A 26,024-nucleotide genomic window follows, 5' to 3' on the forward strand; every position below is an offset into this window, starting at 1 on the left:
ACGAACTGGTACTAAAAAGTCGACTATTGAAGCCGTGCGCTGGTCTGCCACGCAGTCTGCAAGCGCTCCCGACTGGCCGCCCGTAACTTCAACAAGCCCAACTCTCGTGCCATCAGAGTTAGAGCCGCTTCTTCATCATGCCCATCGCCTCGCAGTTTGCTGGCGAGCGAAGTGAGTTCCGAAAGTGAGATTTCGTCCACCGAGCGCGCGTTGCCGACGGAAGACCGACGGAAACCAATGACTTCCGTGCCATCACTTCCCTTCGGCCAAAAGAAGGTGCCGACGTCCTCGTTCCGCGCAACGAATTGCGATTCAGCGAGCCGTACGACGCGGTCCTGAATGCGAGAACCTGTTCTCGACCAGCTATGTGCACGCGCGATGCGCCGGGCGAGCACCTCGTCCCGCACCGGCCCCTCAACGGAGATGACATGCTCGATCATACCGAGCAGGGTTGCGTCGTAGTCCGCGTCGAAGAATGAGTCTGGACTGATGGCGTAGCCCGCTATCAACAGGTCGACCTCCACGAACGCATCCACAGGGTCCGAGGCCGGCGCGGAGGACGCAGGATGATTGGAGGCGAAAACGGCTGGGCCGACCTCGATATCCTCACTCTCAATTCGAGCTGAATCGGAAGTTGAAGGGGTCTGCGGAGCCGCCGCCGGTGGCTTTGCCATGGCGGCATCGATTGCTGCCTTGGCCAGCGCTTCTGCACGCTCAGCTTCCTCGTCGCGAGAGGCACGCTTTGCCGATAGCAGTGCAGAGAGCTGCTGATGGATTTTCTCCGCAACACCGTTGGCGTCGATCCACCAGTCCGTCGACCAGATTCGCACTATCTCCCATCCAAGGCCGCGAAGCACCTGTTCGCGCAGCTTGTCCCGGTCACGCGCTGTCGCTGAGCGATGATATGTCGCGCCATCACACTCAACCCCGGCCAGATATGCCCCAGGAGCGTCCGGGTCTACGACGCCAAGGTCGATACGGAATGCAGAGACGCCAACCTGCGTATGGAGATTCCAGCCCTTGGCCGTCAGTGCGGAATGCACTGCCTGCTCAAATGGGCTATCGAAGCCGCCCAAACTCCCTGCAACGGCCTCCCCTAGAGCCCGAGCTCCCCGCTCGCCAAACTCCATAAAGTGCTTCAGATCGCGAACGCCTGCGGCCTGGGTACGCGAAAGGTCCAGTTGTTCCGGACGCAAACTAGAGAATACCCGCAATTCGTGCCGAGCTCGGGTGACAGCCACGTTCAGGCGGCGTTCACCGCCCTGCTTGTTCATTGGCCCGAAATTCATGGACGGCTCACCGCTGACGGTCGGGCCATAGGTAAGCGAGAAATACATAATGTCTCGCTCATCCCCCTGCACACTCTCAAGGTTCTTGACAAAGATTGGCTCGAGCTCGGTATCCATAAAGAACGGCTCGATACTGGCGTCCTTACGCCGCTCTTCGTCCAAGAGGTCAAGAATGAGCGTTTGCTGCTCGGTGTTGAACGTAACAACGCCTATCGTCAACCCGGACTCGCGGAATCCCGGCTGCTTCAGGCGCGCTACAAGGTCCACAACCAGGGCCTTCGCTTCTGGCTTGTTGATACGCGCCCCTCCCTTCTCATAAAGTCCCTCTTTGATGAGATGGAAGCTGACAGCACGGTCGTTCGTCACCGGCGATGGGAAGGTTACAAGGCCACCTTCGTAATAGCGATGATTCGAAAACGCAATGAGGCTCTCATGACGGCTGCGGTAATGCCACGACAGGTTCCGAGTGGGAAGGTTCGCGGCAATACATTCGTCAAGAATGCTCTCGAGGTCGCTCTCTACGTCAATATCCTCGGAATCCGACTCCGCACGGTCAAAGAAGCTCGTCGGCGGAAGCTGCTTCGGATCGCCAACCATCACAACCTGCTTGCCGCGAGCGATCGCTCCAATGGCGTCCCACACCGGAATCTGCGACGCCTCGTCGAAGACAACCAGGTCAAAGTCCGCCGAGTCTGACGACAAGTACTGGGCGATGGACAATGGGCTCATCAAGAGGCACGGCGTCAGAGACAATACCGCGCTTGGAGCTTGGCTCATCAGCTCACGAAGAGGTAGATGCTTACTCTTCTTGTTCATCTCATAGCGAAGCACACCCCACTCCGAATCGCGCGACACGCTCTTCTGCGTCGGGAGACCGGAGGAAAGTCTGGCTCTGACCCAGGATTGCGTCAGCTTAGTAAAGCGCTCGTCAAGCTCACGGAAGTCACGAATGCGCTTCTCGTGTTCAGCAGACACGAAGTTCCGAAGGACATCATCGGCATCCACAACTGCATTCAGCCACCAGCGCGCATATGCAGTGTCGAACATCTCGCGAATGTCACCGGCCGCGACAGCACCATGTTCCACGGCAGCAACCAGCGACGCGAGGCCCAACGAGATCGCCTGGCCGCGCGCCTTGCGCCATGCGCACCACGCGTTCAGTCGACCTTGAGAGTTGATGACTTGCGACGCCTTATCCCCGATTTCGGCTGGGGTCAGGTTCAGTATCGATACGTCATCACCAGCGAGGCCACTCGCAATGGCAAACTCGCCAGCTGCAGCATCAAGCGAGGCCTTAGCATCCCCATATTGACGTCCGGTTACGGCAATGGGACCGCCCGGCTCCAGCAGCATGTTGCCGCCGCCCAATATGCGGCCAATGCTCTCCCGCACAGCTGCAACACCCCCCGGCGTTCCCGCGAGTGGTGCAAGTGCAGCCAACAGCGACCCATGGAAGGCGTGTACTGCGGCCACCTCATCTGCCTTTGTATGCAGCCCGGCCCAGAGATTAGCTGTCCTTTGCGCCAAGTCTGCCAGACTACCAAGCTCCTGCTCCAGGCGAACGAGCTTACGCATGCCAAGGAGCGTACGAGCCGGCAACTCGCCACACCGCCCCATCTCGACAAATGTCAGGCCGCTGTCCGTCCACTTCCTTCCGGCCTTGGCCTCACGGAGCGCCGACTGATACACCGCAAACGACATGGCAACTGCCAAATCCGTTTCGTAGCCGGTCCAGACGCCCGGCATGTCCGCTGCCACACGTTCCAGTCGCGTGAGCTCTGTACCGAGGTTGCGAAGCTCCTTCATCCGTGCGAGGTCGGCACGCGGAATATCACCGCATGCGCCCTGTGCAATCGGCTCAAGTCCAATGTCTTCCCAATCCGCACGATTGCGCGAGGCCACGAGGGCCTTTTGGAATGAAATGGATGCTCGAGCCACATCCAAGTCAGTCTCCAAGGAAGTCCAGACACCGCCGGTCGAATGCTTGAGGTCAGTAATCTCAATTACCTGTGTACGGAGGTCGTCAATCTTGACAAGGCGTTGAACATCGTTCTCGATTGTCGGCTCTCCTGGGCCGTCGGCGGCTTCCTTCAGTTTCTTGATCAGCGCCTTCCGCTTCATCCAGCTCATTGGCCACGCCGATGCCTCCACCTCGTCCAGTTCGGTCTTCAGTTGCTTGACGAATGTGCTAGTGAGCTTCGACTTGTATGGCAGCGACAGTTGTCGCGTCTCGTCTGCGATTGCAGAGACGAGTCCGACGCCATGCTGCAGCTTTTCGAGTACGGCCGGAGCCCAAGGCCCAGACAACTGCTCGATAAGTTCTCGATGTCGCGTAAGTGCGGCTATGGCTTGTCGAATAGTTTCGATTCGCTCGGCATCCAAGGGCGCAGGCAGCGCGGCCATGACTTCACTATGCTCCTGGACCAGTTGCACAGTTCTGTTCAGACCTTCAAAAATCTGCTTCGCATCTGCCTTCAGTACGAATTGCCAATCGCGACCTGCGGCATCCGGGAGTATCTTTGCAAGCAAAGCGAGCGCGTTCCGAACTTTCCCGTCCAATGGAGTCTGCGGCAAGCCAACCGTACCCACGAACTCGGATGCAGACGCGTGGTACTGCTCCACCACAGGCTTCAACGCGGCGGACTTCGAGAGCAAAGTGGCCTGCCAACCGGGCGACCACTCACTATGGGCAACGTGCGCGAGCGGAGACGCTGTGAGATTACGCTCGCCAACGGCTTTCGCGTTCACATCAAGGAGGTCGGCTGCGTTGCGGAGCCTGTCTAGCGCGCTTCTATCGTGCACCTCTGCCCCCGGCCAGGACAGCTCTACCATCGGCAGTTCTCTGCCGGCGACAACCACTCCGATTGCGTGGTAGGCGCTCAACCCGTTCGAATGACGAGCATGGAGGCGTTCGACGTAGCGATTCAGCTGCGCACGCACCGCTCCCAACCGCTCTGCCTCAGCGATCCAGTCCTCCGGCTCAACTGCGTTCGCAGCGTCCCAAGATTTTCGGAGCTGCTCGAGCACTTCGAATTTGCGAGCCTTGCTGGAATGCAGCTCAAGGCAGAAGCCTCCGAGCCCGACATCTTTCAGACGCCGGTAGACGACGTCCAGAGCCGCCATCTTCTCGGAAACAAACAGCACGCGCTTCCGCTCAGCCAAGCATTGCGCAATCAAGTTAGCAATGGTCTGGCTCTTGCCAGTACCCGGAGGACCGATGAGCACGAAGTCCTTGCCCTTGCTCGCCGCTGCCACTGCCGACAATTGAGATGAGTCAGCCGGGAGCGGACAGAATGTATCTTGCGGTGGGAGTTCGCGGTCGAGGTTTCTGGCTTCGGGGAACTCGATGGGGCTCGGGTAGACATCTCGCGGTGTATCGATGAGATGCTTGACCACCGGGCTCTGTTTTAACTGGTCTGTCCGCTCGACCAAGTCCTTCCACATCAGGTACTTGGCAAACGAGAACGAAGACAGCACGACGTCATCGACCACCTCCCAGCCCTTGATGTCTTTGACTGCGTCGGAGACTCGGTTCCAGATGGCTCCCACATTCAGGCCTGAGTCATCCTTGGGCAACTCGCCTTCCGCAACGTCCAACGACAAGTCGAAGTCCTGGCGAAGCATCTCAATCAGCGTCGGATTGAAGCGCGGCTCGTCGTCATGCAACAGGATGCTGAAGCCGGAGCGCGCATTCTTGCGCTCGAGGCTGACCGGAACCAGGATAAGCGGCGCCCGAAAACGCTTGTCATCGGTGGCTTCGCGGGTCCATGACAAGAATCCCAGTGCCAGGAACAACGTGTTCGAACCGCCCTCCTGAAGCGCTGCGCGAGACGAGCGGTAGAGCTCGGTCAATCGAGCTTCCATGTCCTCGGGCGTGATACCTACGAAGACCTCCTTCCGCTTAAGGGCATCCAAGGCATGTTGCCGACGCAAGTTCTCACGCTCACGCGCCTCGTGGAGCGCCTGGCTCCGTGGGTCGTTGCCCTCCATAAGTTGCGGACGCGGCAACAGCTTAATGGCGTGCCCCTCGGACAGCAGGTCTTCAAGCTCGTTCGGATCGGGCGCGTCAAGCTTGACCGCCTTCTTCGTAGCCTTGAAGTTGAGAAGGTTGTTCCGCAGTGACAGGTCGAGCAGTTTTCGCTGCCAGCGTGTCAACCGGTCCTCTGGCCGCTCCGGCGTATCGTCGACCGAAGTCTGATGTAAATCTTCCGGAAGGTCCGGAGCTTCTTCGAAATCCGGTTCGACGTCCGTACCCTGCGCCGCAGGTTGCACAGGCGCCGCCACTTCACTGCTGGCCAATGGCTTTATGCGTTGGAGACGAGCGCGCCGGATATCTACCGCCAGTCCGAATTTGTGCTCGTCCGCTTCGGAGATCTGCTCTGCGCCCTTCTCGACTGCGTAGCTGAACCTCGGCATCGGGCGATGGGTAGCCAGCGTGGTCTCGAAGAGCACCAGCTCCTTGAGCCTCACACGCTTGCGCAACGCGGTCACATCGTCGACGACGGCAGTGGTGAATTCTTCGGCCTTCAGCCATACACCGGCGAAGGCATGTCCCTCTGTGAAGACGGCGATAGGGTGCAATCCTGCCTGCTCCAAGGCGGCACAGAACAACAGCGTAAGGTCGAGGCAAGTTGCCAGGCCGGAGTCGGCAATCTGGCCAGGGCCTCGTACCTTTTGGCCCGTGCGCTCGAAACTCGCAGGCGGGAGCGCGTAGTCCAAGCCCATGGACCCCACCGCAGTCCACACTGCCGAAGCCAACTCCCAAGCCCGCTTAGCGCCGTTCGTGTATCCATCAATGGCTCCGCTCTTCCCTGCTTTGCGGAGAACTTCCGATGTTTGCTTCAGGAGCCGCTCTACCGCTGGCTCATTTGGCTGCACAAACGCCGCCACCATGTCCGGCAAATACGAGATGCCACCCCATTGGTTCCGAGGGAGCAGCTCGACTGGAAGCTCAGCGACCGCCAGTTCCTCAGACTCCTGGGTCAGAAGCCGGAGCGTGACGACCGCCTTCTCGGCTTCGGTGAGGCGGCCCAGCAAGGGCCCGTCCAAGGGAATATCAAGGTCAGAGATACGGAGAGTCTGTTCCGCGCCGAGTCGGTCCAGGTGCCAAGTCTTGGCTTTGAGGAACGCAGGCTCGGACGTCGCAACCAGACGAAGATGTTTGTAGTCGACCTTCGTATCATTCAATACGGTGAGGTCACGGATCGCGGGAACGGCGTTCTGGAAGTCCGCCAGATTGATCTTGCCCGCCAATGTGGCGACGACCTTAATGCGCGGCAGCTCTTCTGCAGCCGGCGCCTGCTCGGCGTTCGTATTTTCCATCCAGCCCCGTCCAATGCTTGACTTGGTCCGCCCACGAACCAAGAAGCGAAAACTTGTTGAATCGGCCTAGCTGGATGCTGCTCAGGTAATGCATCGAATCAAATACATTTCTTCTGCCCAGCAGCCGCTCGCCGAGTTATGAAGACACCTCAGTGGGCGAGAATGTTGGCACATTTTTAATACGCCTTCCATACCACGTTCGGGGTGCTCAATAGCGGAGTAGGCGCCCTTTTTGAAACTCTAGGTGACGCATTACTCACGAACCCCGCACCGGTCATTTTAGCGTCATCGAAGATATACTGTATGCCACCGGTGGCTGAGGGACTTATCGGGAGATAGCGGGCAAAGCTCCATCTATTTCAGAATCAAACGGCGCTTACATCGCCTAGACTAACGAAGTATTTCTGCTACCCGCCGCTGCACAACCCTGGTTGTGCAGCGGCGCTCTTTTTGGTCCGATCCAACGCTCTGCCATTCTCATCCCGCACCGGCCCCTACAGCGGCGCGCCGGCGGGTTTGGAAAGAAAGGGACTTCCTCAGTGGCCCGACTGTGGCTCGCATCTGCAGGCGTACCAGGCCGCGGTCCCTCCGGCGATGCGAAATGAGGGCGCTGTGTCGCGATCGCGCGCGCTGGCGGAGTTCGCGCCTTGTGCTAAAGCAACCACAAAAGCGCACGACGTTTCATACAGTTTTCGGACAAAACGGACAATGATTCGAGCAGGTTTCGGACATTGCCACCCCGTTAAGGCCGGCTATCGCGCAAGATTCGGTTAGTAGTGGATAGTCGGGCTATCTATCACGTCCGACGGATTGGAAGGTTCATGAAGGGCTGTCTATAGGCGAGAAGTGCGATAAGCCCATCCCTTTAGGGCGGGCGATGGCGTCAATCATCGGGCTCAGCGCGCAGTTCTGACATCTTCGCCGTCAACAACGGGTAAACAAAGACATGCTCCAACGTTTTGTCGGATTGCGCACGCGCCTGTACGATGTAACGTGTGGCTGGTGATGTCATACCCATCCAGAGCGCCTCGACCTCCCATCTTGGCATCTTCGGAAGGTCTCCCTCTATGCTCAGCTCATAGGTAGGCATTGGGACGAGGTATGTATGGTAGTTCCAACCATCACCGTTCTTGACTCCAACTACAATCGGCATGGCCTTCTCACGCTTCCACCTCTCGATGGCTTGCCAGATTTCTGGGTCTGTCATGTCCGCAAGCCAGATTATCTGAGTACTTCCAAGTTGCACCCTGACGGCCATTAATACGCCGACACGAAGCTGGACTGGCTCGAAGTGCACGCATGACGCAACATTTCCCTCCGGAACACAATGCGCTTTCGATGCTGCCAGCATACAAGTCAGCATCGGTCCAGTGCCCAAGCCCGAAACATCGGCTTTCGACACGCTTGCGTACACGTGCAGTTCGCGCAGCGTTCCTACCACTTCCATGCCTACTTCGAACCCATACATATCAACCATTCGTTCTCTCCTTCAATCTAGGATGGGGAAAATTCTCGCGTTGCACACGCCGTTGACAGTCTCGCGACGAGCAGTCGCTGACCTCATGCAGTAATGACCACGTCCGAGTCTGATCACCCTCGGTGACCGCAGTCCTTGGTATAGCTCGATCGAAGCGCCATGACGTGCTCAAAGAACTCGCGATACGGAGGGGAGTTTTTGGGGTAGCCGCGAAAGCTGCCTCATGTGCAGTTAGTTCTCGGCGCCAGAATTCTTCGTGGGGAGTAGTCCTGAGCGCCTGAGGATCCTTCCGGGTATGCTGCCTGAGTACTCGGCCGACGAATGATGTGATGCAGCGCAAGAAGCTCGGCCCAGGCTACTCCAGCTTCAACTCAAATGCCCTCAGGGGATAGCACGAGCTTGATACCCTTGAACTCGTCGGGTCGTGGCACCGGTGGCACGCGGGCAGACATGAGCGGGTATGCAGTCGGATGGCTTTTGATGTGGTCGACCATACTGAGCCACAGGCCCGCCTCTCCGCAGTCGTATTTCGTGTCTATCATTCCGCCCGGCGTCAGAGCGATAGCCGGCATCTCCGGCAGATAGAACCGGTAGACCCATTCGGTGCCCTGCTCGACGCCGACCACAACCGGCACGAACTTCCATTGCTTCCAGAAGTAGATGTCCTGCCAAATGTCCGGGTCCTTCGCATCGGCAAGCCAGCGAATCTCCAGGTCGCCAACGGACAACTTCATCTCGATGATGGGATGCGCGCCAAGCAGGAGGCTCTCGAAGGTCATGGTCGCCGGCGAGAAATCCCGCGGCAGGCTGGCCAAGGCAGAGGCCGCCACCGGGCATGTCAACGCACCAGCGTAGAGAGGCAGCCCTTCCGGCATCTCCGGCTTGCGCCAGAATCGCGCGAGAACGTCAAAACTGCCTACGGCGTGCACATTGTCGCCAAAGTTGTTCATTCTTTTTTTCATCTGTTGGGCTGCGAGCCAAGCCGGTCGGCGGCTCACACAGGCATGTGTGTTGCCTGCATATAGGTGTAGGTTCGGCGAGGAGGCATGATTTGTGAGAACCAGCATCCGCTACCTGCTCTGGCGCGAGTGTGAGCGAAATGCTCCGAGCAGATAGAGGTCGTTCTCGCTGTGGAGCGACGTCAAACTTTTTTTACCGGGACGGTCCGGGGAACCTGTTGACGTCTTCCCTGCCCTCAGCCCACGGTGGTCACACGGAAAAAATGCGCGACCACGAGGGCCGCGCATTTGAGAGCTATTAGACGTATTTCCTTTCTCCAGGACCCACCACCTTGGACTGGTCAATAAATTGGCTTACCCGCTTCGTGACCAAAGCGTTTACAAAAACATGACGCAGCGGCACTCCTTCAATATCAGTGGTCGCTTGCTCCTCCAGAATTCCGCTCGAAACCAGACGAAGAAGCTGAGTCACTGTAGTTGCGGAAGGCCCCCGATTCGCGCCATTCCGAAATGCTTCGTTACTGAGCGTTCCCGTCGGGCCACCTATTACGCAAAACTTCGCGTCCCAATCTTCCCCGTTCTCAATTCTGAACAGCAGAGGCATACGCCCCACTGTCCGCCACATGTCAATTGCTGCCCACACCTCTGGGTCGACCATATCAGCTACCCAGTAAAACTGCAGCCCTCCCATCTGGAATCGGATTGTTTTCAGCTTGCTTCCACCGAACAGGTTGATGCATCCGAAGCCGAGAACGCTCTTTCCGCCCAAGGACTCGAGCAAATGCTTCTGCTCCTCGGAAATCGGGCACGTCAACACAGGGAGATTTCCTGGCAAGCCACGAGCCTGCTCGAACTGCACTCCCAACGACTGGAGCGTCTCCAATTTGCCGATTGGCAGAAATTCCGACGTGGTGGAAAGAATAAAGCTAGCTTGCATTTCTTTGTCCTAATGAGGTTATGTTGACAGGTATGCGCGCCATCGCATCAAGGCGCAGCAGATCATTCCTTTCGACGCCGAGGCACCAAGAAGGAAATCGAGATCTGTTATTTGGTATAGCGCGGAAAGAATCTGTTTCTGCGTTGGCCCGCAAGCAGCGGGATGCGGGCGATTTCCCGTCGCGAATGGCCGCATATTAATAGGCGAATCACGTGAAAAAAAGAGCTTCTGCGCCGCCCCTTGGATGGGTCACTAAGCTGTTTGGAAAAACTGATTTGAAATAGGTGTTAAGTTTTCGATTAGAGGAAACCCTCTAATTTTCGGATTTTCGAGGCCGTTGCCACGAAACGGCGAGGCTTCGGGCCTTGCCTGGCTGCCTTCAGGAGATAGCTCGCTCGGCCAGCCATGCATCGACGTCCGTCCTGCGCCAGCGAAGCGGGAAGCACGGGCCAAGGTGCGCAGGTGCCGGCAGCGTATGCGGCTGCCGGCGGGCGCGGCGCGAGATTGTGGCGGGACTGACCTGCAGGAGGGCAGCGAGGTCGGCGGCGTCGAGATATTGGTACATGTGAAGGTATAGCTTCAAATGACGCGGTGCTGGTAGGAAGGACGGATGCGTAGTGGCAAGTGGAGGGCAGCATCTCGATCGCGGCGCCGACCGGCTGCCCTACAGCAGAAAAAGCGTGAGGTTATGGCGGCCTATCAGCGCAACACAAGTTCCCACGCCAAGCCGATTTGCGCGAAGACAAACTGGACTGCGGCCCTGCTGGGAGTATTGCGGAAGCGCAATGGAAAGCGAGCACAGCAAAATGCAGTGCTCGCGCGAGTTTTCGGTCTACCTCGTGACCAGCTCAGGCCGGGTCGATTCCAAGCAGGGGTTGGTCGTCTGACTCGCTGTCTTGGAACCAATGTGGTTTGAAGCAATAGACGAGCCCCCTTCCGTTTGGATATGCGAAGCACTCGCGAAGACAGCAATACAACCAATAGAACTCTTCATGACCATGAGCTTTGGCAACCTGCTCATATTCGTCGAAATCGCGGACGAGCTTCGCGCAAACTGCCGGACCGAATGTCACGCCTCTGAGTCCATAGCGAACCAGCTCCCAGAATGGACCGCGCCCGCCTGTGTCGGGATACTTCTCTTTGTCCTCCAAGGCGCCGGCAACCTGCGCAACCCACTCATCTAGGGAACATTCCTTGATGAACCGCGCGTTCTTCGCAACGATAATTGTGAGGATTCGACACCAGTCCAAGAAGATGAGATTGTGGTACTTCCCTTCGACGCGGCATGTAAGTTCCTTTTTTTCCTCGTGTTCGTACACGGCGCCGATTTCCAACCCTTCGGCCAACCCAGGGTATGACCGCGGTGCCACGACCAAAACCACGTTCTTCAGTGGTTCGTTGGTGACCGCGCACAGGTCAAACTGCTTAGGATGTCGAGGTACTTCACGCTTCTTTACGTCGGTCAACGCGACAAGAAAGCTTGATTGCATGGTTACTCCAAATGGGTCAAGTTCAAAACGAAGAGCGGGTCTCTATTGCGAGCTCATGAGAGCAGGTAGTAGCACCTCACTATCCCATTCGTAGTCGCGTTCGCGAAACACGAGTGCAGCCACCAATATGTCATGTAGAACTCGTCGTCGTTGTAGTGATATGTGTCGAGAGACTCCGTCCATCTGCCCACCTCCTTCACCAAAACCTTCGATGCCCGTTCATTCCAAGCATCGAAGTCGGCGACAATCTTCCTGGCTGCACTCGGGCCGAACGCCTCCGTCGAGTAGTCGTTGTGAAGCAACTCAATGAAGGGGCCGTCAGCTGGATATGCGCCCGGATTTTCTCGGTCGAAGCCAACCAAGTCCGCCAAGACATCGTGCCAGTCCCTGCCTTGGCACCCGAATTCCAGCGAGTATTCGTGCCGGAACTCGTAGGTGTAGATGGATGAACCCTTCAATCCGTCCGACCCGTACCTACGAGGTGCCGTGTGGATATACGTCGCGTTTTCCAACCTGTGCCCAGTCTTCGGGTCTATCCACCAGCCAAGCCCGCTGACCCCCTCTTCAAGGAGTTTCAGACCCTTGCACAGCTCATACATATACATTTCTGTTGTTTCCTACTTACAGGTTGCAAGCGAGCCGATCGGCACACCTGCGCAGCATCGAACTAGCTGCATGAACGTATATGTCCAAAACAGGGGGATGATTTGGGCAGAGGGGCACGTTCTGAGGTTTTGAAGCGGCTCGGGCAGAAGTCGGAACCGAAAAGAGGAAGGCAGAGCGGGCTGTTTTTGGAATGCTCGCGAAGGTGAAATTCGGTGCGTTAATCGCACAGAACTGCGGCATCATCGGAAGAGCAACTGCTGCCTGGTGAGGAGGCGCCCTCAGCCAACCACGAGGCTACGTCGGCCCGGCGCCAGCGAAGTGGAAAATTGGGGCCCAGATGCGCGGACGGCGGCAACGTGTGCGGCTGTCTTTTGGCGCGGCGAAGAATTGTCGCGGGACTGACCTTGAGAATGGCGGCAAGGTCGTGAGCGTCGAGGTAGGCGGTCGATGGTAGGTGCATGTCGAGTATAGGCTCGACCTCATAGGCAGCCCCACTCATACGCCTGGGCGTCTACAGCCTCGCTATGGGAGCGCAGGGACTTGATGGCTTTACAGCCTGCCAGCCACAGGTGAAGTGGAGATAGGCTGGACGGTTGCTGCAATCATGCTGTCCAAGGCTCGGCATCGCCCCGCCAAGACGTCCAATGGCGGCATGGGCTCCAGCAATGAAAGGTCGGCCATCCCGAGATGCGCATAATGCATATCAAAGGGCCACGGCAACAAATCGCCTCATTCACCGAAGTTGGTTTTCCCATACAAATCAATAACTTGGGTGAGAATTTCACGGCGGCTTCGAAATGCTTCAATGGTTGTGTAGTTCGGCAATGAATTGCTTAAGCGCCCTTTTCTGCATATGTCACATGAGCCATGGAACTGAGGGAAGGCGGCAACAATGTGCTTCAGATCTCGGCAAAAAATAGGTTAAGTCGCCAAAGCGCTGCTCCAGCTGCCGTGCGGCATGGGACACCGTGGACGGTGCCTTTCCCAGCCTGGCCGCAGCCCGCGACAAGCTGCCGGCGTCGCGGATGGCCTCCAATAAGGCCAATTCATCCTCCGACAACATGTGCAATTCCTTCGAACATATTTGGCGAACCGATCGTATGGCAAACCAGCAGTCGTTGTCCATACTGCATTCACACAATCGTTCAAGTTCATCTTTACCGACTGGAGGACATCATGAATCGCTTCGAAGGCAAGACCGTTCTGGTTACTGGCGGCAATAGCGGGATCGGCCTGGCGGCCGCCCAGGCATTCGCCAAGGAAGGGGCCCGCGTGGTCATCACGGGCCGGGATGCTAGCGCACTGGAAACCGCGCGTGCCACGCTCGGCAATGAGGCGCTCGCCATCCGCAACGAGACCGGTACGGTTCAATCCGCGCGCGACCTCGCCCGGCAACTGACCGATGCCGGCATTCGCCTGGATGCCGTATTCATCAACGCCGGCACCGCAAAGTTCGCCGCCGTACCCGATGTGGACGAGGCCCTGTGGGACGCCACCTTCAACGCCAACGTGAAAGGTGCGTACTTCCAGATTCAGGCACTGCTGCCGCTGATGAATCCTGGCACCTCTATCGTGCTCAACGGCTCGATCAACGCACGCATCGGCATGCCGATGTCGTCGGTCTATGCCGCCAGCAAGGCCGCGCTGATCTCACTGGCCAAGACGCTGTCAGGGGAACTGATCGGCTCCGGTATCCGCGTGAACGTGGTGAGCCCCGGCCCGGTGACGACCCCGCTGTATGGCAAGCTGGGTCTCGACGCGGACACCCTCACGGCTACCGCGGCGCAGATCCAGAACCAGATCCCGCTGGGCCGCTTCGGTGAGCCGGCGGAGATCGCCTCGACAGTACTGCATCTGTCCGCACCGGAATCCGCCTTCATTGTCGGTACGGAAATCATCGCCGATGGCGGCATGAGCCAACTGTGATCAATCCCCCTGGCGGGCCGTGGCGCAAGCGCGGCTCCGCCTGGAGCCGCCATGAACATGCTTTCCCGTATCCGCGCCGTCAACTTAGCCATTTCGAGTCAACGTGAACCTGACCGGAACGTGGCGCCAGGGCCGCCAACCGGCGCCACCCTCCATCACCTTCATGATCGAAAAGGCTCATCATGCTTGAAAGCAATGTTTCTGCCGCGCCGACGCTGCGCCTGAATAACGTGGCATTGGCCGCGGCCGACCTGGAAGCCATGATCCATTGGTATCGGACCGCGCTCGGCCTGCAAGTCGAACAACGTGGCCATTTCGACCCTGTCGGCGCGGACTTCGCCATGCTGACTATTTCGGCTGGAACTGGTGTCGCGTGCGGGTGGCGAGCATCGCCCGCCCGACCGCTCCGCACCGCCGCAGCACCTGCATGTGCTTGGCTGGAAAGCGATTGTGCTGGAAACAGACGATCTGGCTGCCACCACCGCAGCACTAACGGCCCAGGGCGTCGAGATCGTCTGGTCCGAGCAGGCGCTGACGCCGGCGCTGGCGTCCACCATGATCCGGGATCCCGAGGGGAACCTCGTCAACATCTTCGGCAAGCTGGCTTAGCAACGCTCCGCCGCTTCAATTAAGGAGGATGGCCGCCCCTCCATCTCCTTGATCTCGACTGAACGGAAAACATCATGCCGCTTCTGAAATCCACGAGAACCCACGTACACGCGATCGCATGTACCCTGATTTTGTCAGTGACCTTGTTGCTGACGGGCGCCATATTTTCTGCTTCCGCCGCGGAGCCTGCGCTGGACCGGCCGGCCCCGAACGACGGCCAGGCCTATGGCCCTGAGCTTGAGGGCTTCGACTATCCGTATCCGGTGCACAGCTTCTCCTTTATGTCACAGCGCCAGGCTATGAAAATGGCGTACATGGATGTGCGCCCGAAGGAGCCGAACGGTCGGGTAGCCGTTCTTCTGCACGGCAAGAATTTCTGCGCTGCGACGTGGCATGAGACGATCGAAAGCCTCGCCGACGCTGGCTACCGTGTGATTGCGCCTGACCAGATTGGCTTCTGCAAGTCGACGAAACCACAACAGTATCAGTATTCGTTTCAGCAACTCGCAGCCAATACGCACGCGCTGCTGGCCTCGTTGAATGTGTCGAAGGCCACGCTGATTTCCCATTCCACTGGCGGCATGATCGCCGCGCGCTACGCGCTCATGTATCCGCAGCAGACGGAGCAACTTGTCCTCGTCAATCCCATTGGCCTGGAAGACTGGAAGGTCAAGGGCGTGCCACCGATTTCAGTCGATCAGTGGTATGAGCGTGAGCTTCAGACCAGCGCTGACCGAATTCGCCGCTACGAACAAGCGACCTACTACGCCGGCCAATGGCATGGCAGCTATGAGCGATGGGTGCAGATGCTGGCCGGCATGTACCGTGGGCCGGGCAAAGAGGCGGTAGCATGGAATTCGGCGCTGCTGTACGACATGATTTATACGCAGCCGGTCTTGTATGAGTTTGGCCGGATCTCCATGCCAACGCTGCTGTTGATAGGAGACAAGGACAATACCGCAATTGGCAAGGAATTCGCGAAGCCCGAAGATCGCGCGGCACTCGGTAACTATCCCGAACTGGCGAGGCTCACTGCCGGACGGATCCCGCACGCGACCCTGGTCGAGTTCCCGGATCTCGGACATGCGCCCCAGATCCAGAATCCGCAGGTCTTCCACAAAGCCTTGCTCGATGGACTGGCCAAGCTTCGCATGGCGCCAAAGTAATTGCTGCCGCCGCCGGGTATGGGCTTGGCACCTTTTTGCATCTGGCGCGCCATCCTCTTCTGGCGCGTCAGGAAAATGCGGATGCGACGCGGTCGGCCAGAAGCTGACGGCACTCTCGCGCGAAGAACCGCAACCGAAGCCGCAGGCATGTCCCGATCCTCAGGTGGTGTGGACGATCTCGGCATCACCCCATCCATTTGCGCTCATAGTCCATCTCATTGAAGTGTTCAATCAGGAAGTCCACGAAGGTTCGGCACTTGGCCGACAGGTACTTCCGGCTTGGATAGGCAAGATTGATCGTCAGATCGGGCAACCGATAATCGTCCAGCACGGGCACCAGACGGCTGGCAACGATGTCGTCGTACACGATGTACTTCGGCTGCACCAGGATGCCCAAGCCCTTAAGTGCCGCGGCGCGAAGCACTTGTCCGTCGTTGGCCTGCATCAAGGGCTCGATTTTTAGAACCCGTTCCAGCCCATCGCGACGAAAGTGCAGTTCATCGGCCCGGTTCGCCAGTGAGTACTGAAGCAGTTGGTGTTTCGCCAACTCCTCCACCGAGGCCGGCGTACCATGCTCGGCCAGGTATCCGGGTGTGGCCACCAGCACTCGCCGTGTCGAGGCCAGCTTGCGTACCGTGATGCTGGAGTCAGGTTCGTACTCACGGGTGCGGATGGCCAGGTCGATGCCGCTGTCGATGAGATCCATGTAGCGGTTGGCGGCCACGATGTTGATGCGCACATCCGGGAAGCGTGCCCGGTAGGCCGGCACCAGCGGCGCCAGGTGCAACATCGAAAAGCTCAGCGACGCGGTGATGGTGAGCACGCCTGTGGGTCGCAACGTGCTGGCATTGATGGCCTGCTCGGATTCCAGCATCTCGGCGTGAAGCACTCGGCAGCGCTCGTAAAACTGTCGCCCTACTTCTGTGACGCGCAGGCTGCGTGAATTGCGCTCAATTAGTCGCGTGCCCAAACGCTCTTCCAACGAGGCCAAGTGCCGTGTCACAGCTGCCTTGGACATGTCCAGCGCCATGCCGGCCTTGGACAGCCCTTGGCGCTCGACGATCTGGATAAAGACCTCAACCTCCGTCCAACGGTCCATGGTTTGTTCGTTCCGATTTGCGAAACTGAGGTTCCCGCAAAGGTGGCTTGTTGTCGTTTCTATCCATTTTTATTATACGACCACAGTAACAAACGCAGGCGGAGCGAAACGATGATCAACCTCAACGAAGACACCATCACCGGCGCGGTGATTCAGCGCAACGCGCAGGCGAAGGACGTTCGGTTGCGCGAGTTGATGGTCAATCTGGTACAGCACCTGCACGCGTTCGCCCGCGAAACAGAACTCACTGAAGAGGAGTGGGAACGGGGGATCCAGTTCCTCACTCGCGTTGGCCAAATGTGCAACGAGAACCGTCAGGAGTTCATCCTGCTGTCCGATACCCTCGGCCTGTCAACCCTGGTGACGGCACTCAACCACCGAAAGCCCGCGGGCTGCACCGAGGCCACGGTGTTCGGGCCGTTCTATGTGCACGGTGCGCCCGAGTTGCCTCTGGGTGCGGATATTGCCAACGGTGCCAAAGGCGCTCCCTGTTTTGTTAGTGGCACTGTGCGTGGAGATGACGGGCGCCCTGTGGCCAATGCCGAAATTCATGTCTGGCAAGCCGATGAAGACGGCTTCTACGACGTGCAGTACGCAGGTAAAGACCAGCTCGCGGCACGCGCCGTGCTGCGCAGCGATGCCGGCGGCAATTACCACTTCCGCAGCATCCTGCCCGAGCCTTACCCCATTCCCAACGACGGACCGGTGGGCGACATGCTCGAAGCACTGAACCGCCACCCTTGGCGACCGGCGCATCTGCACTTTCTGATCCGGGCCGAAGGTCACCAGTCGCTCACCACACACGTATTCCGCAAGGGCGACAAGTACCTCGAGTCGGACGCGGTATTCGGCGTGCGCTCCACTCTGGTGGCCGATTGGGTCCGGCATGAAGCTGGCACCGCACCAGATGGTAGCCGGACCGACCAACCTTTCTACACCTTGCATTTCGACTTCGTCCTGGCGCGCGCAGGGGCCTGAAGCGATCGGACCGATAATCAGCATGGACACAATCAAGCACATCGTCATGTGGAAGGTGGCGGGCGACTCGGCACAAGCGAGAGACACATCAGCCACCAGAGTGAAACAGGCCTTCGAAGGCCTGCGAGGCCGCATTCCGGGATTGCAGCACTTAGAAGTGGGAGTGGACTTCAGCGCGGTCGATTACGCCTGCGACATGGTGCTCTACACGGAATTCGACAGCCAGGCTTCGCTGGACGCATACGCCAGGCATCCCGATCACCTGCGTGTGCGCGGGGAGTTGGAAGGGCTGCGTATCGCTCGGTATCAGGTGGACTACGTTGTCGCAGGGGCAAAGGCGTGACTTCCAGGTCGACTACTCCATCTACTACGACGCTGCTGCGCGGGGCATTTGTACTAACGATGGATGAGCGCTTGGGCGACCTGCCGGTGGGTGACGTGCTCATAGAAGGCGACCGGGTCGTTGCCGTGGCCGCACATGTCGACGCTCCCCCCGACGCCACTGTGGTCGAAGCGCAGGGCGCGATCGTCTGCCCCGGCTTCGTCAACGCGCACATGCATACCTGGCAGACCAACCTGCGCGGCGTGGCGGCCGACTGGACGCTGCTCGAATACTTCCAATGGGTCCACAAAGGACTGGCGACCCGGTATTCACCGGCTGACATAGGCATCTCGACACTTTGCGGAGCGCTTGGCCAACTGGACGTGGGCACCACGACCTTGGGCGACTGGTGCCACAACAACCCGACACCGGCACACACCGATGCCGCCGTTCAAGCACTGCAGGACAGCGGGATACGCGCGGTGTTTTTCCACGGTTCGCCCAAGCCCGAACCCAAGCCGGGCGAGAAGCACTTCTCTGAAGTCCCGCATCCGCGGCGCGAGATCGCCAGGCTGGCTGGGCAGCTCAGCGATGGAGATCGACTTGTCACGCTGGGTATGGCCATCCTCGGCCCCCACTATTCGACGCTCGAGGTCTCCCGGCACGACCTGGAACTGGCGCGCGAATTCGGCCTGATCGCCTCGATGCACCAAGGCGGCGGTGCCCCCAGGACGCCGGATGGCTGGGACACGCTGATCGCCGAAGGGCTCGTCGGTCCGAACGTGAACATCGTGCACGGTAATGACCTCAGCGACGCCGCGTTGCAGCGTTTTGTCCGTCTGGGTGCGAGCTTCTCGGTGACACCCGAAAACGAGATGACCCAGGGCCACGGCCTCCCGATTACTGGACGTTTGCGGGCACTCGGGGCCGCGCCATCGCTGGGCGTGGATCTGGAGAGCATCGTTGGAAGCAGCATGCTTTCGGTCGCCCGCATGGCCTTAGCCTGCCAGCGTGCGCTGGATAACGCCGAGTACCGGCGCGTGCACGGCGGCATCCCGGCCACCTCCACTGTGCCGGTGCGGGACGCGCTGCGCTGGATCACTTTGGAAGGGGCCAGGGCCTTGGGTCTGGCCGAACGCATCGGCTCGCTCACGCCCGGCAAGCAAGCCGACATCGTGATCGTGCGGCCCAAGCGCCTGGGCGTTGCGCCGATGCACGACCCGTATGCCACCCTGGTGTTGCAGTGCGACAGCGCTGACATCGACAGCGTCATGGTGGCCGGTCGCTTTTTGAAACGCGAAGGCCGGCTGTTGCGAGGCGATGTGCCCGAGTTGGGCTCGCGGCTCGCGGCTTCGGGACACCGAATCCTCGCTGAACTCGGACTGACGCGGGAATGGAGCCCGCCGTCGAGCGCGCACGCGCTTTAGACCATTGCGAAGCACAACATTTGGCATCCAGGAGACAACATGCTTTCACCCCTCCGAACGGACATATCCGTTCCGGTTGTAGAGCTGCGTGGTATCTGCAAGAGCTTCCCCGGCGTCAAGGCGCTGGACCAGGTATCGCTTGCGCTGCACCCGGGCGAGGTCCACATGATCATGGGCGAAAACGGCGCCGGGAAGTCCACTCTCATGAAGATCCTCTGCGGCGCACACACGGCAGATGCCGGGGAGTTTTTTTACCAGGGGCAGCCGGCCAAGATGGCAGACGCCGCGGACGCGCGGCGCTACGGTGTCGCGGTCATCTTCCAGGAGATGTCGCTAGTTCCGCACCTGGACGTGGGGCGCAACATCTTTCTCGGCCGCGAGCCGCGCGGCCTGCTGCCAGGGCAGATTGACCTGCCGGCACTTTATGCCCGTGCCCAGGGGTTCCTGGACATGGTCGGCAGCGCCATCGATGTGCGCACGCCAGTTCACCGTCTGCGCGTGGCCGAGCAGCAGATCGTCGAGATCGCCAAGGCCCTGTCGCAGAACGCCAAGGTGCTGGTACTCGATGAACCGACGTCGGCACTCTCCGACCGAGAGGTCGAGAGCCTTTTCAAGGTAATCCGAGATCTGCGTCGTAAGGGGGTCGCAATGGCCTACATCTCCCATCGGATGGCCGAGGTCTTCGAGCTGGGAGATCGGATCACAGTCATCCGCGACGGCAAGCACATCAAGACCTTGATGCCGGCAGAGGCATCGCCAGACGAGATCGTACGCCTGATGGTGGGCCGCACGGTGGACATGACCTATCAGCGCGAGTTCTGCAACCGGCCCGGCGAGGCGGTCATCGAGCTGAAAGGGGTGAGTGCGGCCAACGGCGTGCGCGGCGTGAATCTGGTGGTGCGTCGGGGTGAGATTGTCGGCCTGAGCGGCCTGGTGGGTTCGGGTCGGACCGAGGTAGCGCGGGCCATCTTCGGCGCGGATCGGATCATACAGGGGCAGGTGCTTCACCTTGGCAAGCCCCTGCCCAACGACCCCGCCAAGGTGGTCAGCTGCGGCATTGGCTTGATCCCCGAGAACCGCAAGACGCAGGGGCTGGCGCTGATCCGCTCGGTGCAGGACAACCTGATCGTCTCAAGCCTCGACAGGCACTTCCCGACGCGCAAGTTTTCGATGCGCAAGGCTGCGACGCTCGCCGCCGAGTTGATCGCCCGCTTGCGCATCGCCACACCATCGTCCCAGCGAAAAGTTGGCAACCTCAGCGGCGGCAATCAGCAGAAGGTTGTCATCGGCAAGTGGCTGTCGGCGGACGTCGACCTCCTGATATTCGACGAACCGACCCGGGGCATCGATGTGGGCGCCAAGGCGGAGATCTTCGAGTTGATCGATGGCCTGGTGAAGCAAGGCAAGGCTGTGCTGATGGTCAGCTCCGAGCTCCCGGAAATCACCCATATTTGCGATCGCGCATACGTCATGCGCGACAAGACAATCGTTGGCGAACTGTCACGCCAGGAGTTGACAGCAGAAAACGTGATGAGACTGGCGGTGCACCATGATTGATCTTGTATTGCGGCGTAGTGGAACAGCATGGCCCGCCGCCATTGAACGTGCTCCGGGGATCTGGGCCATCCTGGTCGTCCTGGCGCTGGCCTTCTCAGTCACGACAGACACCTTCCTCACTGGGCCAAACCTGACCAACCTCGGCGTGCAGTCTTCGATCCTGCTGCTGCTCGCGCTGCCGATGACACTGGTAATCCTCTCGGAGGGTATCGATCTATCGATGGGTGGTGTGGTGGCGTTGGCGGGGATGGTGGCGGCATCAGCGCTGGCCAACGGCGCCTCCCTGCCCACCGCGTTTGCCATCGGGATCGGCTGCGGCCTGTTGGCCGGCTTGTGGAACGGCGCCGTGGTCGCTTACCTCCAGGTGCCGCCCTTTGTTGCCACGTTGGGCACCTTGGGTATGGCGCAGGGGTTGGCGCTGGTCATGACCGACGGTCAAAGTATTACTAACGTTGGCGATGCCTTGCCAGCTTTGTTCAGCAGCTCGCTGGTGGGAATCCCGACTCCGTTGATCATCGCAGGCGTCGCATACTGGATAACACACTTCATCCTGTATCGCACACGGTTCGGCAATGCCATTTTCGCGATGGGCGGCAATCGTGAATCCTGGCGGCTTGCTGGGGGCAACGTTGCAGCCGTGCTGATCGGCGTCTATGCGTTCTCGGGCCTGATGGTGGGGCTCACCAGCGTGATGTTCGCGTCGCGCATGAGTGCCGGCCATCCAACTGCATCGCTCGGGCTGGAATTTGACGCGATGGCGGCCGTGGCGCTGGGAGGTACCTCCTTCGAGCGCGGCAATGGCTGGCTGTTCGGGACGGTGCTGGGCGTGCTGGCCATCGGTGTGCTGCGCAACGGGCTCAACTTGCTCGGCTTTCCATCGTCCCTTCAAGTTATCAGCGTCGGTGTGCTGGTGTTGCTGGCGCTCCTCCTCAATGGCCTCAAGAGGCAGTCTTCATGAGCACCCCCATGAACATCAACACCCGGAAGGATATGACCATTTCACCCACGTCTGAGCCGCTCGGTCAGCGCGTCCTGGACTTCCTGGGCGGCCCGGACATCGCTTACAGGCTGGTCGCAGTGGCGCTCCTGTGTGCAGCACTGGCGATGGCCAGCGGCAATTTCCTGACCGAGGGGAATCTGCTCAATGTGCTGCGCCAGGCTTCGCTGCTGTTCCTGATCGCGTCTGGCCTGACCGTGGTGCTCATCGCTGGTGGTATCGACCTGTCGGTGGGCGCGAACCTTGGCTTGTCGGCGTGCCTTGCCGGACTAACCCTCAAGGCTACCGGCTCTATCCCATTGGCGTTTGTCGTGGGCATTGGTACTGGCACCTGCGCTGGCCTGCTCAATGGCGTGCTTGTCAGCTTCATGCGTGTGCCGCCATTCATTGCCACTTACGGCATGTTGTGGGTGCTGACGGGCCTGACCTATCTGGTCATGCATGGCGATGCGATCGCCGGCTTTCCCGGTGCGTTCCGCTTCATTGGCAGCGGCTACCTCGCCGGCATCCCGGTGCCCGTGTATCTGATGGTGGCGTTTCTCATCACCGGCGGGCTGTTCGCGCGCATGACAACGTACGGTCAGCAGACCTATGCCATCGGCGCCAATCCCGAGGCGGCTTTGCTTTCGGGGGTTCCCGTGCGTTCGCGACAGATCCTCGTCTACACGATGAGCGGTGCGATGGCGGGGCTTGCCGCCCTCGTGTTCCTGGCGCGTGTGAACTCGGCCGAGGGCGACATCGGCGAGACCCTGACTCTGCCTGCCATTACTGCGGCCCTCATCGGCGGCACATCGCTGTTCGGCGGGGTGGGCACGCTTACCGGCACGCTGATCGGTGCCCTGATGATGACGCTTGTCATCAATGGCATGAACCTGTTGTCGGTAGACACAAACTGGCAGCCCTTCGTCATGGGCGTGATGGTGGTGCTGGCGGTGCTCGTGGATCGCCTTTCACATCGCCGCTGAGACATATTTCAACATACCTGGAGACATCATGACTCAAGCACACCGTTCCTTGTTTGTCGCGGCCATCGGGGCCATTGCGGCATTGCTGTCCTGCCCGGCTTGGGCCGACGGCGAGCGCATCGCCGTGTTCACCAAGAACCAGACCAACCCATTTTTTCTTACCGTGCGACTCGGTGCAGATGCGGCCGCCCGCCAGTTGAAGGCCACGGTCGTGCATTACATCCCGACCAAGGCCGACAGCATCCCGGAGCAGATCAGCCAGATAGAGGACGTGATCGTCAAGAGGCCCAGCGCCGTCGTCCTGACGCCGGTGGATTTCAAGGCGCTCAATGGCGCCATCAGGAAGCTGAATGAGGCGAACATCCCGGTCGTGAACATGACAGACCGCGCCGAGCAAGGCAAGTTCGTCAACTTCGTCGGCGCAGCCGATTACGACCTGGGACTTGCCACCGGGCGTTACCTGCTGCGCAAGCTGGGCGGCCAAGGCAACGTCGTGATCCTTGAGGGCGTCAAGGGCGCAGTCGTGCCGAACGAACGCCTGCGCGGCTATAAGGACGCGCTCAAAGAGTTCCCCAATGTCAAGGTGCTGGCCTCTCAGACGGCCAACAACCAGCGACTCCAGGCGGTCCAAGTCACCGAGAACCTGCTGCAGGCGAACCCGAAGATCGACGGGATCCTGGCCGTCAACGATGCGATGGCCACTGGCGCCATCGAAGCGCTCGATGGCGCCAACCGCAAGGCGCTGGTCGTCGGCATCAACGGCACGAGGGAAGCAGTGGAGGCCATCAAGGCCGGAAAGATGCTCGCCTCGGGCGACTACAACGCCTTTCAGCACGGCTGCTTCGCTGTGATGAGCGCTGTTCGCAGCCTGCGCGGCCAGCCGGTGCCGAAGGAAATCGCCTTCCCGGCGCGCGTCATCGATTCTTCCAACTTCCAGTCCCTGGACATGGCACCTGAAAAGATGAGCTGCCTGCCTTGGGAATCAGTTGTCAAGTAAGCCAGAAGGCAACACAACACCATCACTATGACCACTACTTCTTCTCTTCCGCTGGCACCTCGCGCTTTCAATCACATTGGCCTTACAGTGCCCGACATCGACCGCGCCATCGATTGGTACGGGAAAGTGCTGGGCTTCCACCTGATCTTTCGCCGCACGCTCGAATACAAAGCTGAGGTGCCTGAAGTGCGCGAGATCTTCGGGCCGAAGTTCGGCCGGGCTTACCAGGCGCACGTGGTGGCCGCCAACGGCGTGGGGCTGGAGCTGTTCCAGTTCCTTGACCCCGAGGTGGAGATGCCCGACGACAATTTCCGCTACTGGCAAGGCGGTGTGTTCCACCTGTGCGTGACCGACCCCGATCTCGAGGGCCTGGCCGCGCGGGTAGTGGCCCACGGCGGCAAGCAGCGCACCAAGGTGTGGCAATTCCTGCCCAACCGCCCCTACCAGCTGGTGTATTGCGAAGACCCGTTCGGCAACATCATCGAAGGCTTTTCACACCACTACACCGAGACCTTCTCGAACATGCCGGGCTGGCATCCCGTCACGGAAGAGAAACATGCCTGAGATCCACATCAACAACAGAGGAGAGGCAGCATGAAAGTCAGTGTGATCGGGCTCGGTGCGATGGGAACGGCTATGGCCGCCAACCTGCTAAAGGCCGGGCATGAGGTATGGGTATGGAACCGCAGTCCAGCGGCCGCCGACACGCTGGTGGCCGCGGGTGCCATACGTTGCGCCACGGCCGCCGAGGCCTTCGCAGGTGCGCCTGTGGTGATGTCGGTGCTGGGAGATGACGCTGCCGTCGAGCAGGTCATCACTGCCGAAGTGCTGCGTGCTGCTAGCAAGGGCGCAATCCACATCAACCTGGCCACCGTGTCGGTGGCTGCCGCCCAACGCTTGGCGGCATTGCACGCACAGCACCATCTAACCTACATCGGTGCCCCGGTATTCGGCCGCGCCGACATGGCGGCGGCGGGCAAGCTCAACATCGTGGCTGGCGGGCCAGCGGCGGCCATCGAAACGGTGCAGCCGCTGTTTTCCGCCATTGGACAACGGGTGTGGCCAGTGGGCGAAGACCCGGTGCACGCGCACCTGGTCAAGATCGCCGGCAATTTCATGATCGCCTGCGTGATCGAGACGCTCGGCGAAGCGATGGCAATGGTCGAGAAGAGCGGCCTGCCGCCCAAAGTTTTCACCGACATCATGACGGGCACGCTGTTCGCGGCGCCAGCCTACAACGTCTATGCCGACTTGATCAACGCCGGCACTTTCCAACCTGCGGCCTTCAAGCTGCACCTGGGCCTGAAGGACGTGGGGCTCGCGCTCGCGGCCGCGCACGGCGTGCAAGCACCGCTGCCGCTGGGCAGCGTGCTGCGGGACCACTTTCTTGAAGCGATGGCTTCTGGGCACGGTCAGCACGACTGGGCCTTCCTCGGCGAACAGATCCGGCGCAAGGCTGGCCTGCCGGCTCGCCACGACGCTGCTTGCAACACCAACACCGCATCAGCATGACGACCTCATTCATCTTTGACGAAGTGGTGCGGGTGCTCTAACGCGGGGGGTGACATGTACTTCATTATCCATGCTGTTGACTTCGATGACGCGCTGCCGCGCCGCCTGGCCAACTACGGCGCGCACAAGGCCTACCTAGAGCAGACCAATCGCGAAGGCAAGGTGCACATCGTCATGTCGGGTCCCTTGGTGCAGGACGACGGGGAGACCATGCGTGGCTCGTTCTTCCTGCTCGAAGCCGAGAACCGGCAACGCGTGCAGGCGTTCCATGAGGGCGATCCGTTCAAGCATGCCGGCATCTGGGCGCAGGTGAGCATCAGCGCTTTCCTGCGTCGGAAAGGCTAGAGGGAGTTTTGTGGCCGAGGCGCGATGCCGGGGCCGCGCGCAGT

At 59.8% G+C, this 26,024-nt stretch carries 21 protein-coding genes and 1 pseudogene; 13 read left to right on the plus strand and 9 right to left on the minus strand.

The features are described from left to right. Nucleotides 1-23: 23 nt before the first annotated feature. The 8 genes and pseudogenes from ACREYQ_RS25975 to ACREYQ_RS26010 all read right to left on the minus strand — a co-directional run. Complete coding sequence (locus tag ACREYQ_RS25975; protein WP_432260855.1) at nt 24-6,611, minus strand: DUF3320 domain-containing protein; 6,588 nt, start codon at nt 6,609-6,611, stop codon at nt 24-26. An 883-nt stretch (nt 6,612-7,494) separates the two neighbouring features. Continuing rightward, nucleotides 7,495-8,088: a hypothetical protein gene (locus tag ACREYQ_RS25980; protein WP_432260856.1), complete on the minus strand. Its 594-nt coding sequence runs from the start codon at nt 8,086-8,088 to the stop codon at nt 7,495-7,497. A gap of 371 nt (nt 8,089-8,459) precedes the next feature. Further along, nucleotides 8,460-9,038 (minus strand): hypothetical protein, encoded by a 579-nt coding sequence (locus tag ACREYQ_RS25985; protein WP_432260857.1) that lies wholly within the window; start codon nt 9,036-9,038, stop codon nt 8,460-8,462. Between the two features lie 307 nt (nt 9,039-9,345). Beyond that, entirely contained in the window at nt 9,346-9,984 is a 639-nt protein-coding gene (locus tag ACREYQ_RS25990; RefSeq protein ID WP_432260858.1) for a hypothetical protein, read from the minus strand. Nucleotides 9,985-10,363: 379 nt separating this feature from the next. Further along, on the minus strand, nt 10,364-10,549 hold the full coding sequence (locus ACREYQ_RS25995; RefSeq protein ID WP_432260859.1) for a helix-turn-helix transcriptional regulator: 186 nt from the start codon (nt 10,547-10,549) through the stop codon (nt 10,364-10,366). 283 nt (nt 10,550-10,832) lie between these two features. Then, a complete protein-coding gene (locus ACREYQ_RS26000) occupies nt 10,833-11,474 on the minus strand; it encodes a hypothetical protein (protein ID WP_432260860.1) in 642 nt (213 codons plus the stop codon). 53 nt (nt 11,475-11,527) lie between these two features. Further along, nucleotides 11,528-12,079, minus strand: a complete 552-nt coding sequence (locus tag ACREYQ_RS26005) for a hypothetical protein (RefSeq protein ID WP_432260861.1) — start codon at nt 12,077-12,079, stop codon at nt 11,528-11,530. Between the two features lie 917 nt (nt 12,080-12,996). Further along, nucleotides 12,997-13,143 (minus strand): annotated as a pseudogene (locus tag ACREYQ_RS26010) (LysR family transcriptional regulator); the annotation flags it as partial. Nucleotides 13,144-13,256: 113 nt separating this feature from the next. Between ACREYQ_RS26010 and ACREYQ_RS26015 the strand changes: the two are divergent. The 3 genes from ACREYQ_RS26015 to ACREYQ_RS26025 all read left to right on the plus strand — a co-directional run bounded on the left by ACREYQ_RS26015 (nt 13,257) and on the right by ACREYQ_RS26025 (nt 15,781). After that, nucleotides 13,257-14,006 (plus strand): SDR family oxidoreductase, encoded by a 750-nt coding sequence (locus ACREYQ_RS26015; protein WP_432260862.1) that lies wholly within the window; start codon nt 13,257-13,259, stop codon nt 14,004-14,006. Nucleotides 14,007-14,456: 450 nt separating this feature from the next. Then, on the plus strand, nt 14,457-14,615 hold the full coding sequence (locus ACREYQ_RS26020; RefSeq protein WP_432260863.1) for a VOC family protein: 159 nt from the start codon (nt 14,457-14,459) through the stop codon (nt 14,613-14,615). Between the two features lie 74 nt (nt 14,616-14,689). Further along, nucleotides 14,690-15,781 carry an alpha/beta fold hydrolase gene (locus ACREYQ_RS26025; RefSeq protein ID WP_432260864.1) on the plus strand — a complete coding sequence of 364 codons (1,092 nt, stop codon included), beginning with the start codon at nt 14,690-14,692 and terminating at the stop codon, nt 15,779-15,781. A 184-nt stretch (nt 15,782-15,965) separates the two neighbouring features. On the opposite strand, the gene ACREYQ_RS26030 is transcribed toward ACREYQ_RS26025, so the two are convergent. Then, nucleotides 15,966-16,880: a LysR family transcriptional regulator gene (locus ACREYQ_RS26030; protein WP_432260865.1), complete on the minus strand. Its 915-nt coding sequence runs from the start codon at nt 16,878-16,880 to the stop codon at nt 15,966-15,968. 111 nt (nt 16,881-16,991) lie between these two features. Between ACREYQ_RS26030 and ACREYQ_RS26035 the strand changes: the two genes are divergently transcribed. The 10 genes from ACREYQ_RS26035 (at nt 16,992) to ACREYQ_RS26080 (ending at nt 25,980) form a co-directional block, all read left to right on the plus strand. Then, on the plus strand, nt 16,992-17,858 hold the full coding sequence (locus tag ACREYQ_RS26035) for an intradiol ring-cleavage dioxygenase (RefSeq protein WP_432260866.1): 867 nt from the start codon (nt 16,992-16,994) through the stop codon (nt 17,856-17,858). Nucleotides 17,859-17,880: 22 nt separating this feature from the next. Further along, on the plus strand, nt 17,881-18,201 hold the full coding sequence (locus tag ACREYQ_RS26040) for a Dabb family protein (protein ID WP_432260867.1): 321 nt from the start codon (nt 17,881-17,883) through the stop codon (nt 18,199-18,201). Nucleotides 18,202-18,272: 71 nt separating this feature from the next. Next, nucleotides 18,273-19,607, plus strand: a complete 1,335-nt coding sequence (locus ACREYQ_RS26045) for an amidohydrolase family protein (protein WP_432260868.1) — start codon at nt 18,273-18,275, stop codon at nt 19,605-19,607. Nucleotides 19,608-19,646: 39 nt separating this feature from the next. Next, nucleotides 19,647-21,164 carry a sugar ABC transporter ATP-binding protein gene (locus ACREYQ_RS26050; protein WP_432260869.1) on the plus strand — a complete coding sequence of 506 codons (1,518 nt, stop codon included), beginning with the start codon at nt 19,647-19,649 and terminating at the stop codon, nt 21,162-21,164. Then, the gene (locus ACREYQ_RS26055; RefSeq protein ID WP_432260870.1) at nt 21,157-22,122 is read left to right on the plus strand and encodes an ABC transporter permease; all 966 of its coding nucleotides are present in this window, start codon (nt 21,157-21,159) and stop codon (nt 22,120-22,122) included. The genes ACREYQ_RS26050 and ACREYQ_RS26055 overlap by 8 nt, the downstream gene beginning before the upstream one ends. 8 nt (nt 22,123-22,130) lie before the next feature. Further along, nucleotides 22,131-23,126, plus strand: a complete 996-nt coding sequence (locus ACREYQ_RS26060; RefSeq protein WP_432260871.1) for an ABC transporter permease — start codon at nt 22,131-22,133, stop codon at nt 23,124-23,126. A 28-nt stretch (nt 23,127-23,154) separates the two neighbouring features. Next, on the plus strand, nt 23,155-24,123 hold the full coding sequence (locus ACREYQ_RS26065; RefSeq protein WP_432260872.1) for a sugar ABC transporter substrate-binding protein: 969 nt from the start codon (nt 23,155-23,157) through the stop codon (nt 24,121-24,123). An 87-nt stretch (nt 24,124-24,210) separates the two neighbouring features. Beyond that, entirely contained in the window at nt 24,211-24,687 is a 477-nt protein-coding gene (locus ACREYQ_RS26070; RefSeq protein WP_432260873.1) for a VOC family protein, read from the plus strand. Nucleotides 24,688-24,717: 30 nt separating this feature from the next. Then, the gene (locus ACREYQ_RS26075) at nt 24,718-25,635 is read left to right on the plus strand and encodes an NAD(P)-dependent oxidoreductase (protein ID WP_432260874.1); all 918 of its coding nucleotides are present in this window, start codon (nt 24,718-24,720) and stop codon (nt 25,633-25,635) included. A 54-nt stretch (nt 25,636-25,689) separates the two neighbouring features. Next, the gene (locus ACREYQ_RS26080) at nt 25,690-25,980 is read left to right on the plus strand and encodes a YciI family protein (protein ID WP_432260875.1); all 291 of its coding nucleotides are present in this window, start codon (nt 25,690-25,692) and stop codon (nt 25,978-25,980) included. Nucleotides 25,981-26,024: the final 44 nt, after the last annotated feature.

Origin of the sequence: Cupriavidus sp. TMH.W2, assembly GCF_050847365.1 — a bacterium.
In the GTDB taxonomy this organism is placed as follows: Bacteria; Pseudomonadota; Gammaproteobacteria; order Burkholderiales; family Burkholderiaceae; genus Cupriavidus.